General features: G+C 64.3%; 10 protein-coding genes. 2 read left to right on the top strand and 8 right to left on the bottom strand.

From position 1 onward, the window contains the following. Positions 1-2: 2 nt before the first annotated feature. From IT549_RS02170 to IT549_RS02145, 6 genes are read right to left on the bottom strand one after another with little or no spacing between them, the layout of a single operon-like run. Entirely contained in the window at positions 3-782 is a 780-nt protein-coding gene (locus tag IT549_RS02170; RefSeq protein WP_292969634.1) for a peptidylprolyl isomerase, read from the bottom strand. Further along, positions 779-1,474, bottom strand: coding sequence for a respiratory nitrate reductase subunit gamma (gene narI / locus IT549_RS02165; RefSeq protein ID WP_292969633.1), 696 nt, complete (start codon positions 1,472-1,474; stop codon positions 779-781). The genes IT549_RS02170 and narI overlap by 4 nt, the downstream gene beginning before the upstream one ends. Further along, on the bottom strand, positions 1,467-2,162 hold the full coding sequence (gene narJ / locus IT549_RS02160) for a nitrate reductase molybdenum cofactor assembly chaperone (protein ID WP_292969632.1): 696 nt from the start codon (positions 2,160-2,162) through the stop codon (positions 1,467-1,469). Before narJ ends, narI begins: the two co-directional genes overlap by 8 nt. Beyond that, positions 2,162-3,703: a nitrate reductase subunit beta gene (narH, locus tag IT549_RS02155; RefSeq protein WP_292969631.1), complete on the bottom strand. Its 1,542-nt coding sequence runs from the start codon at positions 3,701-3,703 to the stop codon at positions 2,162-2,164. Before narH ends, narJ begins: the two co-directional genes overlap by 1 nt. Then, the gene (locus IT549_RS02150) at positions 3,700-7,437 is read right to left on the bottom strand and encodes a nitrate reductase subunit alpha (RefSeq protein WP_292969630.1); all 3,738 of its coding nucleotides are present in this window, start codon (positions 7,435-7,437) and stop codon (positions 3,700-3,702) included. The genes narH and IT549_RS02150 overlap by 4 nt, the downstream gene beginning before the upstream one ends. Beyond that, positions 7,434-10,172, bottom strand: coding sequence for an MFS transporter (locus IT549_RS02145; RefSeq protein WP_292969629.1), 2,739 nt, complete (start codon positions 10,170-10,172; stop codon positions 7,434-7,436). The genes IT549_RS02150 and IT549_RS02145 overlap by 4 nt, the downstream gene beginning before the upstream one ends. Positions 10,173-10,384: 212 nt before the next feature. Between IT549_RS02145 and IT549_RS02140 the strand changes: the two genes are divergently transcribed. After that, the gene (locus IT549_RS02140) at positions 10,385-11,080 is read left to right on the top strand and encodes a cyclic nucleotide-binding domain-containing protein (RefSeq protein ID WP_292969628.1); all 696 of its coding nucleotides are present in this window, start codon (positions 10,385-10,387) and stop codon (positions 11,078-11,080) included. Here the strand turns inward: IT549_RS02140 and IT549_RS02135 are convergent. After that, the gene (locus IT549_RS02135; RefSeq protein WP_292969627.1) at positions 11,077-12,285 is read right to left on the bottom strand and encodes an alginate export family protein; all 1,209 of its coding nucleotides are present in this window, start codon (positions 12,283-12,285) and stop codon (positions 11,077-11,079) included. The two genes, IT549_RS02140 and IT549_RS02135, sit on opposite strands and share 4 nt — an antisense overlap. 235 nt (positions 12,286-12,520) lie before the next feature. Here IT549_RS02135 and IT549_RS02130 point away from each other — a divergent pair, with 235 nt between their 5' ends. After that, positions 12,521-13,186 (top strand): Crp/Fnr family transcriptional regulator, encoded by a 666-nt coding sequence (locus IT549_RS02130; RefSeq protein WP_292969626.1) that lies wholly within the window; start codon positions 12,521-12,523, stop codon positions 13,184-13,186. On the opposite strand, the gene IT549_RS02125 is transcribed toward IT549_RS02130, so the two are convergent. Then, positions 13,180-14,688, bottom strand: a complete 1,509-nt coding sequence (locus IT549_RS02125) for a hypothetical protein (protein WP_292969625.1) — start codon at positions 14,686-14,688, stop codon at positions 13,180-13,182. The genes IT549_RS02130 and IT549_RS02125 overlap by 7 nt on opposite strands. Positions 14,689-14,724 lie beyond the last annotated feature (36 nt).

The raw sequence follows: 14,724 nt of genomic DNA, 5'->3' as shown, positions 1-14,724 counted from the left end.
GATCAGTTCGCCAGTTCAACCCCGCTGACCCCGGCCTGTTCGGCCAGGATCGCGATGTATTGCGCCACTGCGTGGCGATAGCTGGCCTCTTCCAGATATTCGCCGATCAGCGCCTGCACTGCCTCGAACGGCAATTGCCGGGCTTCGGTGCGGTGGCCGCTGCGGATGACGTGGACGCCAAAGCGGGTGCGGACCGGATTGGGGCACAGGGTATCGGCGGGCAGTTCGAACAGTGCCTGTTCGAACGGCTTGACCATCTGCCCGGCCTGGACCTGGCCGATCATCCCGCCCTGCTGCCGCGATGGGCAGGCCGAATGCTCGCGCGCCAGTTCGCCAAAGCGGGCCGGATCGGTCTGGAGCTGGCGGATCAGCGTGCGGGCATCGCCGGTGGCCAGCCCCATCGCGAACTCATCAGCCGGATCGGCCTCGATCAGGATGTGCGCGGCTTCGACCAGCAGCGGCGTGGTGAAGCGTTCGGGATGGCTGGCATAGAACCGGCGGCAGCTTTCCTCATCGGCCTTGGGGGTCTGGATCGTCTGGGCCAGCAGCGCATCGATCAGCGCGTCCTCGCGGGTCAGGGCCTGTCCGGCCGCATCACGCAGATCGCCCGGCTCCAGCTCCAGCCGCTCGGCTTCGTCCAGCAGCAACTGGCGCACCGCCAGTGCCTCGGCAGCCGCGGCCCAGGCCGCTTCGGCGCTGGGCGCGGGATGGTTCTGCGCCTCGGCGGCGATGGCCTCGGCCGGGATCTCGTGCCCGCCGACCAGGATCGGCTCGGCGTTCACGAGGCGAGCCTGCGCGAACGGACCACCTGATAGCCGGGCCGCCAGATATAGCGCACCGGCGCGCTCAGCATGTGAACCAGCCGGGTGAACGGGAACAGCAGCAGGATCGTCAAGCCCAGGAACAGGTGCAGCTTGAACACCGGGGCGACATCACGGATCAGGTCTGATGCGCCGGCGCGGAAGGTGAAGATGCCCTGCGCCCATTCCATGAACTTGACCATTTCATGGCCGTCAAGGTGCTGGGCCGATACCGGGATCGTCGCCAGCCCCAGTGCCAGCTGGCACCACAGCAGCACGATCACCATGTTGTCGCTGAAGCTGGAAGCGGCGCGTACCCGGGAATCGAAGAAGCGGCGATGGATCAACAAGGTGGCACCGATGATCGCCATCACCCCGGCCACCCCGCCGGCAACCATTGCCAGCAATTGCTTGGCCCCGTGCGGCACGCCCAGCGCATCCCAGATCGCGATCGGGGTCAGCAGCCCGCCGACATGCCCCAGGAAGATCACCAGCGCGCCCACATGGAATAGCACCGACCCGACGATCAGCTGCTTGCGGCGCAGCAGCTGGCTGGATCCGGCACGCCAGGAATAGGGTTCGCGATCGTACCGGATTACCGATCCGACCGCCAGCACGGCCAGCGCAAGATAGGGATAGATCCCGAACAACAGGTGGTGAAGGAAATCAGCCATGGATCGGGCTCCTGACAGGTTCTTGGCTAAGCATGCGGTCAACCATTGCGGTGACCTGAGGGCAATCGGCGGTTCCTGGCGCGAGCGGCGCGTCGAAGCGGACCTGCTCTTCCTCCCAGGCGGCATCGAGCTGGGCGAGGTTGTCCGGATCGTCGGCGGGGGCGATCTCGAAGGCCTCGCCCCCGGCGCCGGCCAGGTCGGCCAGGATCCGCAGCGGCGCGGCATAGGGCGTGCCCTTTTCCTCCAGCCGCTCGGCCAGCGCAGACAGGATCACGCCCGGCTGGGCCAGTTCCTCCAGCGCCTGTTCCGGCGGCAGGATCGAGAGGTATTCCAGGAACAGCGGCAGGTAATCGGGCAGTTCCCTGGCCGTGATTTCCAGCCCCTGCGCTTCATAGCGATCACGCAGATCGACCATCGCCTGGCCGCGGTCGCGGCTTTCGCCGTGGACGTGTTCGAACAGGTGCAGCGATACCGCCCGTCCGCGATCGAACAGCACGACATAGTCTTCCTGCGCATCAAGCAGGTCGGACGCGGCAAGGCGTTCGAACAGCGGGGTCAGGCTGGCGCGCTGATCGGGTGAGATCAGCCCATCGGCGGCCAGCGCCTGGGCCAGTTCGGCGGTTCCGCCGTGCACACCCTCGTCGGGATAGCGCAGCAGTGCGGATAGGACGCGTAGGGTCAGGCGCATCAGAAAACCTCCCCGGAAATTTGGGGCGTCGGAGTCTGGAGCTTCTTGCGGGCCGGTGCGCCGAACAGGTTGGCGCTGCTGGTTCCGCCCGAGCAGCCATTGCCCAGCGAGAAGCCGCAGCCGCCCTTTTCGGCGTACATGTCTTCCACATCCTCGCGGTGACCGCTGGGGATCACGAAGCGGTCCTCGTAATTGGCGATTGCCATCACGTGGTACATCTCTTCGATCTGGGCCGGGGTCAGGCCAACCTCGCGGGCGATCTCCTCACCGATCACGCCGTCCACGGTCTTGCCGCGCATGTAGGCGCGCATCGCCAGCATCCGTTCCAGCGCCTCGATCACCGGGGCCTCCTTGCCTGCGGTCAGCAGGTTGGCGAGGTACTTCACCGGGATGCGCAAGCTGCGGACATCGGGCATGCCGTTGTGCGCGGCAATCTTGCCGGCGCTGGCCGCCGAATTGATCGGCGAAAGCGGCGGCACGTACCAGACCATCGGCAGGGTGCGGTATTCAGGGTGGAGCGGGAAGGCGACCTTCCATTCCATCGCCATCTTCCAAACCGGCGATTGCCGCGCGGCTTCCAGCCAGCTTTCGGGCACGCCATCCTTGCGGGCCTGCGCGATCACTTCGGGATCGTTGGGATCCAGGAAGATGTCGAGCTGTTCCTGATAGAGGTCCTCGACATTCTCGGTGCTGGCCGCCGCCTCGATCCTGTCGGCGTCATAGAGCATGACGCCCAGATAGCGGATCCGCCCGACGCAGGTTTCGCTGCAGACGGTCGGCTCGCCGGCCTCGATCCGGGGATAGCAGAAGATGCACTTCTCGCTCTTGCCGGTCTTCCAGTTGAAGTAGATCTTCTTGTAGGGGCAGCCCGATACGCACATCCGCCAGCCGCGGCATTTCTCCTGGTCGATCAGGACGATGCCGTCTTCCTCGCGCTTGTAGATCGAGCCTGAGGGGCAGGCCGCGACACAGGTCGGGTTGAGGCAGTGCTCGCACAGCCTTGGCAGGTACATCATGAAGGTGTTCTCGAACTCGCCGTAGATCTCCTTCTGGACCCCTTCAAAGTTGTAGTCCTGCGAACGCTTCGAAAACTCGCCGCCCAGGATTTCCTCCCAGTTCGGCCCGTTCTCGATCTTCTCGATCCGCTCGCCGGTGATCAGGCTGCGCGGCCGCGCGGTGGGGAAGGCCTTCGATTCAGGCGCCGATTGCAGGTGGCCGTAATCGAAAGTGAAGGGTTCGTAGTAGTCGTCGATCTCGGGCAGGTCGGGATTGGCGAAGATCTTCGCCAGCAGCCGCCACTTGCCGCCCATCCGGGGCCGGATCGAGCCGGACGGAGTGCGTTCCCACCCGCCGTTCCAGCGCTGCTGGTTTTCCCAGTCCTTGGGAAAGCCGACACCGGGCTTGCTTTCGACATTGTTGAACCAGGCGTATTCAACGCCCTCGCGGCTGGTCCAGACGTTCTTGCAGGTGATCGAGCAGGTATGGCAGCCGATGCACTTGTCGAGGTTGAGGACTTTGCCGATTTGCGCACGGACCTTCATGCTGCGGTCTCCCCGCTGGCCAGCTCGCCTTCGAGCCAGTCAACCTTGCTGAGCTTGCGGACGATGACATATTCGTCGCGGTTGGAACCGACGGTGCCGTAGTAGTTGAAGCCATAGGCCTGCTGTACGTAACCGCCGATCATGTGGGTGGGTTTCAGGATCGCGCGGGTCACCGAATTGTGGATCCCTCCGCGCTGGCCGGTAAGCGGCGAGCCCGGCACGTTCACGTGCTTTTCCTGGGCATGGTACATGAACAGGGTGCCCTCTTTCATCCGCTGCGAAACCACCACGCGGGCGACCAGCGCGCCGTTCGAATTGAAGGTCTCGACCCAGTCGTTATCGACCAGCCCGGCCTTGGCGGCGTCCTTCTCGCTCATCCATACGATCGGCCCGCCGCGCGACAGGGTCAGCATCAGCTGGTTGTCGGTGTAGGTCGAATGGATCCCCCACTTCTGGTGCGGGGTGATGAAGTTGAGAATGACGTGCGGCTGGCCATCGGCCTGGTCGAGCATCGGCTTGACCGCCTTGGTATCGATCGGCGGGCGATAGACGCAGAACGCTTCGCCAAAGGCGCGCATCCATTTGTGATCCTGGTAGAGCTGTTGTCTACCCGTCAGGGTACGCCAGGGTATCAGTTCATGGACGTTGGTGTAGCCTGCGTTGTAGCACACATGTTCGCTTTCCAGCCCCGACCAGGTGGGTGAGGAGATGATCTTCCTCGGCTGGGCCTGGATGTCGCGGAAGCGGATCTTTTCCTCTTCCTTGGGCCTTGCCAGGTGCGTGTGATCGCGCCCGGTGTTGGCCGAAAGCGCCTCCCAGGCCTTGACCGCGACTTCGCCGTTGGTTTCCGGCGCCAGCATCAGCAGCACCTCGGCCGCATCGATCGCGCTCTCGATCCGGGGCATGCCCTTGGTCGGGCCATCTTCCAGCACCGTGCCGTTGAGCTTGCGCAGGTTCTCCACCTCGTGCGCGGTGTTCCAGGCGATCCCCTTGCCGCCGTTGCCAAGCTTGTCCATCAGCGGCCCAAGCGCGGTGAAGCGCTTGTAAAGGTTCGGATAATCCCGCTCAACCAGTGCAACATTGGCCATTGTCTTGCCGGGGATCGGCTCAACCTGGCCCTGGCCCCAGTCGGCCACGTCGAACGGCTGGGCGATCTCGTTGGGGCTGTCATGCTGGATCGGGACCAGCACCAGGTCCTGCTCCACCCCCAGCACTTCGGGTGCCACTTCGGAGAAGGTCTTGGCGATCCCCTTGTAGATTTCCCAGTCGCTCTTCGATTCCCACACCGGATCGACCGCGGCCGACAGCGGGTGGATGAAGGGGTGCATGTCAGAGGTGTTGAGGTCGTCCTTTTCGTACCAGCTGGCGGTCGGCAGGACGATGTCCGAATAGACGCAGGTGGTCGACATCCGGAAGTCGAGCGTGACCAGCAGGTCCAGTTTTCCTTGCGGTGCCTCGTCGTGCCACTTCACTTCCTTGGGCTTTTGCCCGTCGGTGGCGCCCAGGTCCTTGCCCTGTACGCCGTGCGCGGTGCCCAGCAGGTGCTTGAGGAAGTATTCATGCCCCTTGCCCGAGCTGCCCAGCAGGTTTGAGCGCCAGACGAACAGGTTGCGCGGCCAGTTGGCCGGATCGTCGGGATCGAAGCACGACAGCTCCAGATCGCCGGCCTTGAGCGCCTGGGCGACATAGTCCTTGGGCTCCATGCCCGAGGCCTTGGCCGCCTTGCCCACTTCCAGCGGATTGGTCTTGAGCTGCGGCGCAGAAGGCAGCCAGCCCATCCGTTCGGCCCGCGCGTTGTAATCGATCAGGCTGGCATCCCAATCGCCGTCGGGCGCAGTCGGCGACAGGATTTCGCCCACGCCCAGCGTCTCGTAGCGCCACTGGTCGGTGTGCGCGTAGAAGAAGCTGGTCGAATTCATCTGGCGCGGCGGACGATTCCAGTCGAGCGCGAAGGCCAGCGGCAGCCAGCCGGTCTGCGGGCGCAGCTTTTCCTGGCCGACATAGTGCGACCAGCCCCCGCCCGACTGGCCGACGCAGCCGCACATCACCAGGAGATTGATGATCCCCCGGTAATTCATGTCCATGTGGTACCAGTGGTTGAGCCCGGCCCCCAGGATAACCATCGACTTGCCGTTGGTCTTTTCGGCATTGCTGGCAAATTCGCGCGCCACGGTGACGATCGTATCGGCAGGGACGCCGGTGATCTTTTCGGCCCAGGCCGGGGTGTAGGGCGCGGAATCGTTGAAATCGCGGGCGACGTGTTCACCGCCAAGGCCCCGGTCGAGACCATAGTTGGCACAGAACAAGTCGAACACCGTGGCGACAAAGGCACGGCCGTCCTTCAGCTCCATTTCGCGCACCGGCACGCGCTTCAGCAGCACGTCGGGATGGTCGGTGCCCTGGAAATGATCATGCTCGCGGTTGCCGAAATAGGGGAAGGCGACATCCACTACTTCGTCGTGGTCCTTGTCGAGGATCGCGGTCATCCGCAGCTTGACGTCGCTGCCCTTGCCGTCCTTCTCCTCGAGGTTCCACTTGCCCTTTTCACCCCAGCGGAAGCCGGCACTGCCCGTAGGCGTGACGACTTCGTCGCTCGCCTCGTCGATCGCCACGCATTTCCATTCGGGGTTGTTCTTTTCTCCCAGCTCGTCCTTGAAATCGCTGGCGCGCAGCAGGCGTTCCGGCACCAGCTGGCCGTCCTTTTCGACCAGCCGGACCAGCATCGGCATGTCCGAATACTTGCGGCAGTAGTCCTCGAAATAAGGCACCTGCCGGTCGAGGTGGAATTCGCGCAGGATCACGTGGCCCATCGCCATGGCCAGCGCCGCGTCGGTCCCCTGCTTGGGGTTGAGCCACAGGTCGGCGAACTTGGTCGCTTCGGCATAGTCGGGGCTGACCACCGCGACCTTGGTGCCGCGATAGCGCGCCTCGGTCATGAAGTGGGCGTCGGGCGTGCGCGTCTGCGGCACGTTCGAACCCCACATCATCAGGAAGCCCGAATTGTACCAGTCGGCGCTTTCGGGAACGTCGGTCTGCTCACCCCAGGTCATCGGACTGGAGGGCGGCAGGTCGCAGTACCAGTCGTAGAAGCTCATGCAGGTCCCGCCGAGCAGCGATAGATAGCGCGAGCCTGCGGCATAGGAGACCATCGACATCGCCGGGATCGGGCTGAACCCGATCACCCGGTCCGGTCCCCATTCCTTGGCGGTATAGGCATTGGCGGCGGCGATGATCTCGTTCACCTCGTCCCAGGTCGAGCGGACGAAGCCGCCATGGCCGCGGATCGCGGTATAGCTCTTGCGCTTGTCCGGATCGGCCTGGATCGAGGCCCAGGCGGCAATCGGCGGCAGACCCTTGCGCGCCTCGCGCCACAGCTTGACCAGCCGCTTCCTGATCAGCGGGTATTTCAGCCGCTGCGCCGAATAGATGTACCAGCTGTAGCTCGCCCCGCGCGGACAGCCGCGCGGTTCGTGGTTGGGAAGTTCGGGGCGGGTCCTGGGATAGTCGGTCTGCTGGGTTTCCCAGGTGATGATCCCGCCCTTGACGTAGATCTTCCACGAACACGATCCGGTGCAGTTGACCCCGTGCGTGCTGCGCACGATCTTGTCGTGCTGCCAGCGCTTGCGGTAACCGTCCTCCCAATCGCGGGCTTCGGCGGTGGTAACACCGTGACCGTCGGAGAACTGCTCCTTTTTCTGGGTGAAAAAGGTCAGGCGGTCGAGGAGGTGGCTCATGCGGTAGCTCCTTGGGCAGTGGGGGCAACTGCGGCGGTGCCGCGTTCAACATCGTGCAGCAGGCCACCCTTGCGGGTGTAGGCCCACCAGGTCAGCGCGGCGCAGCTCGCGTAGAAGGCGATGAAGCCATAGAGCGCGGCGTGCGGCGTGCCGGTGGCGCTGATCGACATCCCGAAGGCACGGGGGATGAAGAAGGCGCCGTAGGCGGCGATGGCCGAAGTGAAGCCGACGATTGCCGCCGATTCCTTTTCAGCCTGGCGGGTGCGCTGGGCCGCATCGAGTTCGGGCATCAGCCGCGGCACTTCCTGACGCATGATGTTCGGGATCATCTGGAAGGTCGAGGCATTGCCCACCCCGGTCACGAAGAACATGAACACGAAGCTGCCGAGGAAGCCCATGAAGTCCTTGGTGTTGAGGAAGTGGACCACACTGATCGCACCCACGATCATGCCCAGGAACACCCAGAAGGTCACCCGCGCACCGCCCCAGCGGTCGGACACCCAACCAGTCGCAGCCCGACTGATCGCACCAACCAGCGGCCCGAGGAACACGTACTTGAGCACGTTGACATCAGGGAACTGGCTCTTGGCGAGCAAGGGCAGCCCGGCCGAGAAGCCGATGAACGAACCGAAGGTTCCGGTGTAGAGCCAGCACATCAGCCAGTTGTGCTTGCGCTGGAAGATCACCGACTGTTCGGCAAAGCTCGCCTTGGCATCGGCGATGTCGTTCATCCCGAACCAGGCCAGCAGCGTGCTGACGATGATGAACGGCACCCAGATGAAGCCGGCGTTCTGCAGCCACAGCGCGCCGCCTTCCTTGGTTGCCTGCGCTTCGCCGCCCAGCGCACCGAACACGCCTGCGGTGATCACCAGCGGCACCACATACTGCATCACCGAGACGCCCAGGTTGCCCAGGCCCGCGTTGATCGCCAGCGCGTGGCCCTTCTTCGCCTTGGGGAAGAAGAACCCGATGTTCGACATCGACGAGGCAAAGTTGCCGCCGCCAAAGCCGCACAGCAGCGCCAGCACCAGGAAGATGAAGTAGGGCGTATCCGGGTTCTGCACTGCATAGCCGATCCCGAAAGCGGGGATCAGCAGCGAAGCGGTGCTGAGCGTGGTCCACAGCCGCCCGCCGAAGATCGGCACCATGAAGCTATAGAAGATCCGGAAGGTCGCGCCCGACAGACCGGGCAGTGCGGCCAGCCAGAACAGCTGGTCGGTGGTATAGTCGAAGCCAATGAGGGGGAGCTTGGCGACCACCACCGACCAGACCATCCACACGCTGAAGGCCAGCAACAGCGCGGGGATCGAGATGTAGAGGTTGCGATTGGCGATCTTCTGGCCGGTTTCCTCCCAGAAGGCGGAGTCTTCAGGCCGCCAGTCGGTCAGAACCTTGTCCTTGACCGCATGGGCGGCATGAACTTCGGCGTCGTGGATGTCGGCCATTTCGGGGAACTGCGGTAGCGAACGGGTATCGATGCCCGCAGCCTTCTGTTCCATCTGGCGGATTGCTAGGTGCATCCAGCCCAGCGCCACCGCGACCAGCGCGAACAGCACCATGAAGCAGCTGGTCCAGATCCCGGTCAGATCGCTGACCGCACCGAACACGATCGGCAGCACGAAACCGCCGAGCCCGCCGACCAGGCCCACCAGCCCGCCAACCGAACCGACGTGTTCGGGATAGTAGACCGGGATGTGCTTGTAGACTGCGGCCTTGCCCAGGCTCATGAAGAAGCCCAGCACGAAGATCGCAAGTACGAAGGGCACCAGGCTCATCGAGGTCGAGAAGTGGATGTCACCCTTGACCCCGTGGATCACATAGTCGGTCGCCGGGTAGGACAGCATGAACAGCAGCAGCATCGAGACGCCGAAGGTGGCGTACATGATCTTGCGCGCGCCATAGCGGTCCGACAGGACGCCGCCATAGGCCCGGAAGATCGAGGCCGAGAGCGAGAAGGTGGCAGCCAGCATGCCGGCAACCTTCACATCTACGCCATAGACGCCGATCAGGTACTTGGGCAGCCACAGCGCCAGCGCAACGAAGGCGCCGAACACGAAGAAGTAATAGAGCGAAAAGCGCCAGACCTGCTCGTTCTTGAGCGGTTCAAGCTGTTCCTTCAGGCCCTTGGGCTTTTCCCCGCTGATCTTGCGGGCGGTAAGATCGGGATCGTCCTTGGCGAACAGGAAGAACAGCACCGCGGTTGCGGCCAGCGCGACGGCCCAGATCTGGGCGACCATGGTCCAGCCATAGGCCACCATCACCCAGGGGGCGACGAACTTGGTCATCGCCGCACCGACATTGCCCATCCCGAAGAAGCCGAGCGCGGAACCCTGCTTTTCCTGCGGGTACCACTTGGAAACATAGGCAATGCCGACCGCGAAACCGCCGCCGGCCAGGCCCAGTCCGAGCGCCGCCAGCAACATCATCGGGTAGGTCGTCGCCTGGCTCAGCAGCACGGTTGAGATCGCCGAGGCCAGCATGGTCAGGGCGAAGACGATCCGCCCACCGTACTGGTCAGTCCAGACCCCCAGGAACAGGCGGACCAGCGATCCGGTCAGGATCGGGGTGCCGACCAGCAGCCCGAACTGGGTATCGTTGAGCCCCAGCTCCGTCTTTATCTCGATCCCGATGATCGCAAAGATCGTCCAGACCGCGAAGCAGATCGTGAAAGCGAATGTACTAAGTCCGAGCGCCCGGTTCTGCTGTCCGGTGCTGACTGTCTGCTGAAGTGGCATGGCAATTCCCCGCCTGTTGCATGTGTCTGGCACCGGCATGAACCGTGCGGTGACGATAGGCTTGATCGGGATCAAATTGCCCGGGGCAGTTAGACCAATCTGCAACTGGCATGATCTGGCGCATCGCCCGCCGCGATGGAGATCAAGAGTTCGATTGATGAACATCAAGTCAGGCGCTAAGAGGCCATTCTGTTCAAGGAGCCAAGCCAGTCGTGCGTCCCGGTGAAAAGCCTGAAATTGCTCATCTTCCGCTGTTTCGCGAAATGGAGGATGCCCAGCGCGAACGGATCTTTTCAGGATCGTTCCTGCAGGTCTTTCCGCCCCAGTTGACACTGTTCGAAATGGGCCAGCGGCCGGATTTCCTGCACGTGCTGGTCGATGGTCTGGCTGAACTCTATGCCACCAGCGCGGGCCGCGACACGACGATGCGGATCGTCGAGCCGGTCACCAGCTTCATCCTGGCCGCGGTGGTTACCGACATGCCCTATCTGATGTCGGCGCGCACGCTGGCCTCTTCTCGGATCCTGCTGGTTCCGGCCGCGCTGGTGCGCGAAGTGGTGAAGGAAGACTGCGCGCTGATGCAGGCGACCATGCGCGAACTGGCGCTGGCCTATCGCGACCTGGTCCGGGCCTTGACCGACATGAAGCTGCGCCAATCGGCCGAGCGGCTGGGCAACCTGCTGTTGCAGCAGGAGATCCGCCAGGGCGGAACCGGGCGGGTTCAGCTCAAGGCCGAAAAGCGCTTGCTGGCATCGCTGCTGGGCATGACGCCCGAAAACCTGTCGCGCGCTTTTGCTGTGCTGGGCGGGCATGGGCTGGAGGTTGACGGCGCGACAGTGGCAATCACCGACCGCGCCGCGCTCGAAGCATTCTCGCGGCCCGATCCGGTCCGCGATGATATGGACTAGAACTTCGCCTCAAGGCTGAACCAGAACTTGGTCGTATCGGTGGCGAAGGCATCTGCGTCATAGCGCGCGACCTTGCCCAGCACGGTCAGGTGCTTGCCGATCGGATAGCTGATCTGGCCGTTCCATTCCTGGCCATAGTTGAGGCTGCCGACTGTCGAATTGTAATCGTGCCAGGCGGCGCGCAGCCCCAGTCCCTTGAACGGTCCCTTGGCAGCCTTCCAGCTGGCATCGAGGTAGATATCGCGCAGGCCGCGCGTCGGCGTGGTCAGGAACTTGTCGGCCCAGCCGTTGAAGGCGTGCAGCGTGGCGAGCGGGCTCTGCACCGCCGCGCTGCCGTTGCCTTCCAGCCGCTCGAACCCGCCCTTCAGGGTGAAGGGTCCATAACCCAGACCTGGTTCGGCTAGGAAGTACGAGAGGTCGTAGCTGGCCGGATTGACTCCGAAGTCCTGCTGACGAGCATATTCGACGGCATAGAGCAGCTTGGCCTGCTTGCCGACCTTACGCTCGCCAGCCATCCGCACGCCCAGGGTCCGTGACGAGTTGGCCGGAGAGGAGGGAATATCCAGCCACAGTCCATAGGCCGACAGCGTGCCGACGTCCTTGATCGCATAGGCGGCGCGCACCGAATGGATATCGGTGTTGCGCCAGATGCCCTGGGCCGAATCCGGGCCGAACACCCGGTTGACCCGCCAGGCATAGAAATAGTCGATCGACAGGTCCTTGACCGGCTTCATCACCAGGCGTCCGGCGTCAAAGGTCTGGTCGTTCTGGCGCCAGCCGACCGAACCGACCCAGCGCTGGTTATCGAGGTTGATCGCCTGCCGTCCTCCGGTCAGTTCGACCTGCTTGACCGGGCGCCAGCGCAGGAAGGCCTGGTTGAGCACCACATCGCCGCGATCGGCGACGATCGGATAGGCCACCTTGCCGTTGACGGTGTCGTTGTAACTCGCGGCGCCCAGCACCGCGATCGCCTCGCCCTCAACCACGGCCGAAAGCCCGTTCCATTCGGCGGTTCGAACCCCGGCACGCAGCCTGAGGGTCGATGCGGTGGCATCATTGGGCAGGCCCGCCTGATCGACAATCTCAAGCCGGTAACGGATATCGGCATAAGGGGTCAGCGGCTTGGCCGTGTCAGCCTGGGCAGCACCAGCGGCGCCAAGAGCGGTGGCGAGAAACAGGGCGAACTTGAGTTTGGCTTGATTCATGCCGCATGGATAGGTGATTTGGGCGCTGTGTAATTGATAAGTATCAACAACGTCAGGTGGAGATTGCTTCTCGCGGCTGGCCGCGCGATTGCCGATTGCCGATCCCGGTGTTGCGTGGCACCAGTTTGGGCCGACGGCTATCGGTCTGACGGCGCGAGGAAATCGAACCAATGTCACACTTGGGCACTCACAGGATATGCCGGCCGGCGAGCAGGTGTGGCACGGGCGGCCAAGGATGACTGATCGGCCCGATCCGCTGGCTGTCCTGCGCAGTGCATTTGGCTGCGGCGATGCGCTTGCCACAACGATTGCGACGCTGGGCCGCGAGGCCGGGCATGGGCGCGGCGCAGTGCTGTGGCCCCGCGCCGAAGGCGACGATGCTGCCAGCCTGCTGACCGCGGGCCGTGCCGCTGAAATTGCCTATGGCCGAGAAGGGGCGAGCCTGGTGCTGCATACCATCGGCCCGGGGGAGTTCTTTGGCGATCTGGCTGGCAGCGGTACCGATCAGTCAGGCGCCCAGGTTGAGGCGCTGGGCGAGGGCGCGGCGCTGCATTTCGCCGCCTCGGTGATGGTCCGGTTGATGGAAAGCTATCCAGCGGTTGCCCTGGCCATGGCCCGGTTTCTTTCGGTCAGAATTGCGGCGATGCGGCAGCGGATGGTTGAAACGGCACTGCTGTCCGCCACGGGCCGGATCGCTGCAGAACTGCTTCGCCGGGCCCGGGCCGGGGGCGGTACGATCAGCCCGATCCCGGTCTTTTCGGAACTGGCGCTCGACGTGCAGTCCACCCGCGAAACGGTTTCACGGACGGTTTCGGGGCTGGAGAAGCGCGGAGTGCTGCGGCGGATTGCGGGCGGGCTGGAACTGGTGGCACCGCACCGGCTGGAAGAGCTGGTTTATTGAGCGATCAGGGCATGGATCGCCCCGGCCGCTGTTTCCTCGCCGGGATGATAGAACTCGCTGCGCAGCAGCCCTGAGCCACGTACCGCCATGGCCGCTGCCAGGTGACCGCTGGCCAGCGTTACGCCGGGCGGCGCAAGTGTCATCAAGCGCTGGGCCAGGGCAGGGGCTGGCCCAAAGGGTACCATGGCCTGACTGGGCCGGTCATGCAGCACTGGCGCGATGGCCAGGTGCGCGCCGACTGCCAGATCAGGGTGTCCGGCCAGCCGGGCGATCGTTGACAGGGCCAGGTCGAGATCCTCGATCACCGCGTCCCAGCGACCCGGCGAAGCCCGCACGGCGCCCGGTGGCAGTTCGGCAAGAACATCGTTGACCGGTGCTGTCAGTTCCTGGATTGCCGCTGAGGTCATCGGTGCAGGGGCCATCAGGGCGTCGAGCCCAATCGCCAGGTGCACCGCCAGAATCCGCGCCGGATCGGGCTGTTCGGGGGGAAACATCGCTTCGACGGCGGTATCGCGCGCAATCGTCAGGCAGTGTTGCTGCCCCCAGACTGCTTGCCACAACCGGGCCTGCCGTGCGGTGTTGGCCCCACCGCCCTCGGCATCGGTCACGATCAGCTGGCAAGCGGCAGAGGCAAGCGTTGCAGCGTTGCTCAGTGCGCCGCCGATCGCCAGTTCGCCGGCATGCAACGTAGCCAGCGGGTCGTGGACCGAGGTCGCGCTGTCGGCGGCCTGACGGATCGAAGTGGCCCGGTCCAGCACCTGGCGATAGCGCGCCACCCAGTCCGCACCAGCCGGACTGACCGATTGCTCTTCAAACTGCGCAGGCGGACAAGGCAACACCAGATGCAACTCAATACACCGAGCCAGCAGGCGTTCGGCAATGACAATGTCGGCCCCGGCGGCCAGCGCACCCCAGGCGAACCCGATCGAGCTGCGGTCGAGCCAGGAATCGAGCGCGCGGACCAGCGCCATTTCGCTCTCTCCCCCCGATCGCAGTCCCATGTGCCCTGCAAAATGCAGGCTGGCGGGCGGAGCAAAGCGATCGATCCATGCGGCATCATCGCCCCTGGCCTCGGCCACTTCGCGCAGCTGTGCGATCGTCGCGGCGCGGTCGGCCCAGCCATCGGGATCGAATGCTGCCGCCTGCGCCATCGCCGCTTCGGCACCGGGGCGGTCGCCTAGCAGGAGCAGGGCCTCCGCGCGGGTGGCCGCGAGGAAATAGGGCGTGTCTTCTGGCTGTTCCGGACCATCGAGCCGTGCCAGCACGCCCCGCGCGCCCTCTGCCGCCGCAGTGTGATCCCCGGCCAACAGGTTCAGGCTCGCGGCGTTGATCGCCAGGTAGGGAGCGGGCGCAAGGGTATTGGCCGACGCGTAGGCCGCTGCCGCTTCGGCAAAAAGTCCGGCTTGCTCGATTCCGGCGCAGAGCCGGGCCCTGCCCTTGAGCAAGCGGCCCTTTACTGCCAACGCCGCAGGATCGTCGCTCCGCTGTGCATGGCCTGCCATGGCAAATAGCTCCCACCCGCGCCCCACGGCACCCGC

The organism is Novosphingobium sp., assembly GCF_020852455.1.
GTDB lineage: Bacteria > Pseudomonadota > Alphaproteobacteria > Sphingomonadales > Sphingomonadaceae > Novosphingobium.
Note: the sequence above shows the minus strand (reverse complement) of the source record. Positions and strands in the feature narration are given on the sequence as shown.

Coding starts and splice junctions, on each gene's coding strand:
- narI (WP_292969633.1), bottom strand. CDS start 1,474: ATGGCTGATTTCCTTCACCACCTGTTGTTCGGGATCTATCCCTATCTT.
- narJ (WP_292969632.1), bottom strand. CDS start 2,162: ATGCGCCTGACCCTACGCGTCCTATCCGCACTGCTGCGCTATCCCGAC.
- narH (WP_292969631.1), bottom strand. CDS start 3,703: ATGAAGGTCCGTGCGCAAATCGGCAAAGTCCTCAACCTCGACAAGTGC.
- IT549_RS02150 (WP_292969630.1), bottom strand. CDS start 7,437: ATGAGCCACCTCCTCGACCGCCTGACCTTTTTCACCCAGAAAAAGGAG.
- IT549_RS02145 (WP_292969629.1), bottom strand. CDS start 10,172: ATGCCACTTCAGCAGACAGTCAGCACCGGACAGCAGAACCGGGCGCTC.
- IT549_RS02135 (WP_292969627.1), bottom strand. CDS start 12,285: ATGAATCAAGCCAAACTCAAGTTCGCCCTGTTTCTCGCCACCGCTCTT.
- IT549_RS02130 (WP_292969626.1), top strand. CDS start 12,521: ATGACTGATCGGCCCGATCCGCTGGCTGTCCTGCGCAGTGCATTTGGC.
- IT549_RS02125 (WP_292969625.1), bottom strand. CDS start 14,688: ATGGCAGGCCATGCACAGCGGAGCGACGATCCTGCGGCGTTGGCAGTA.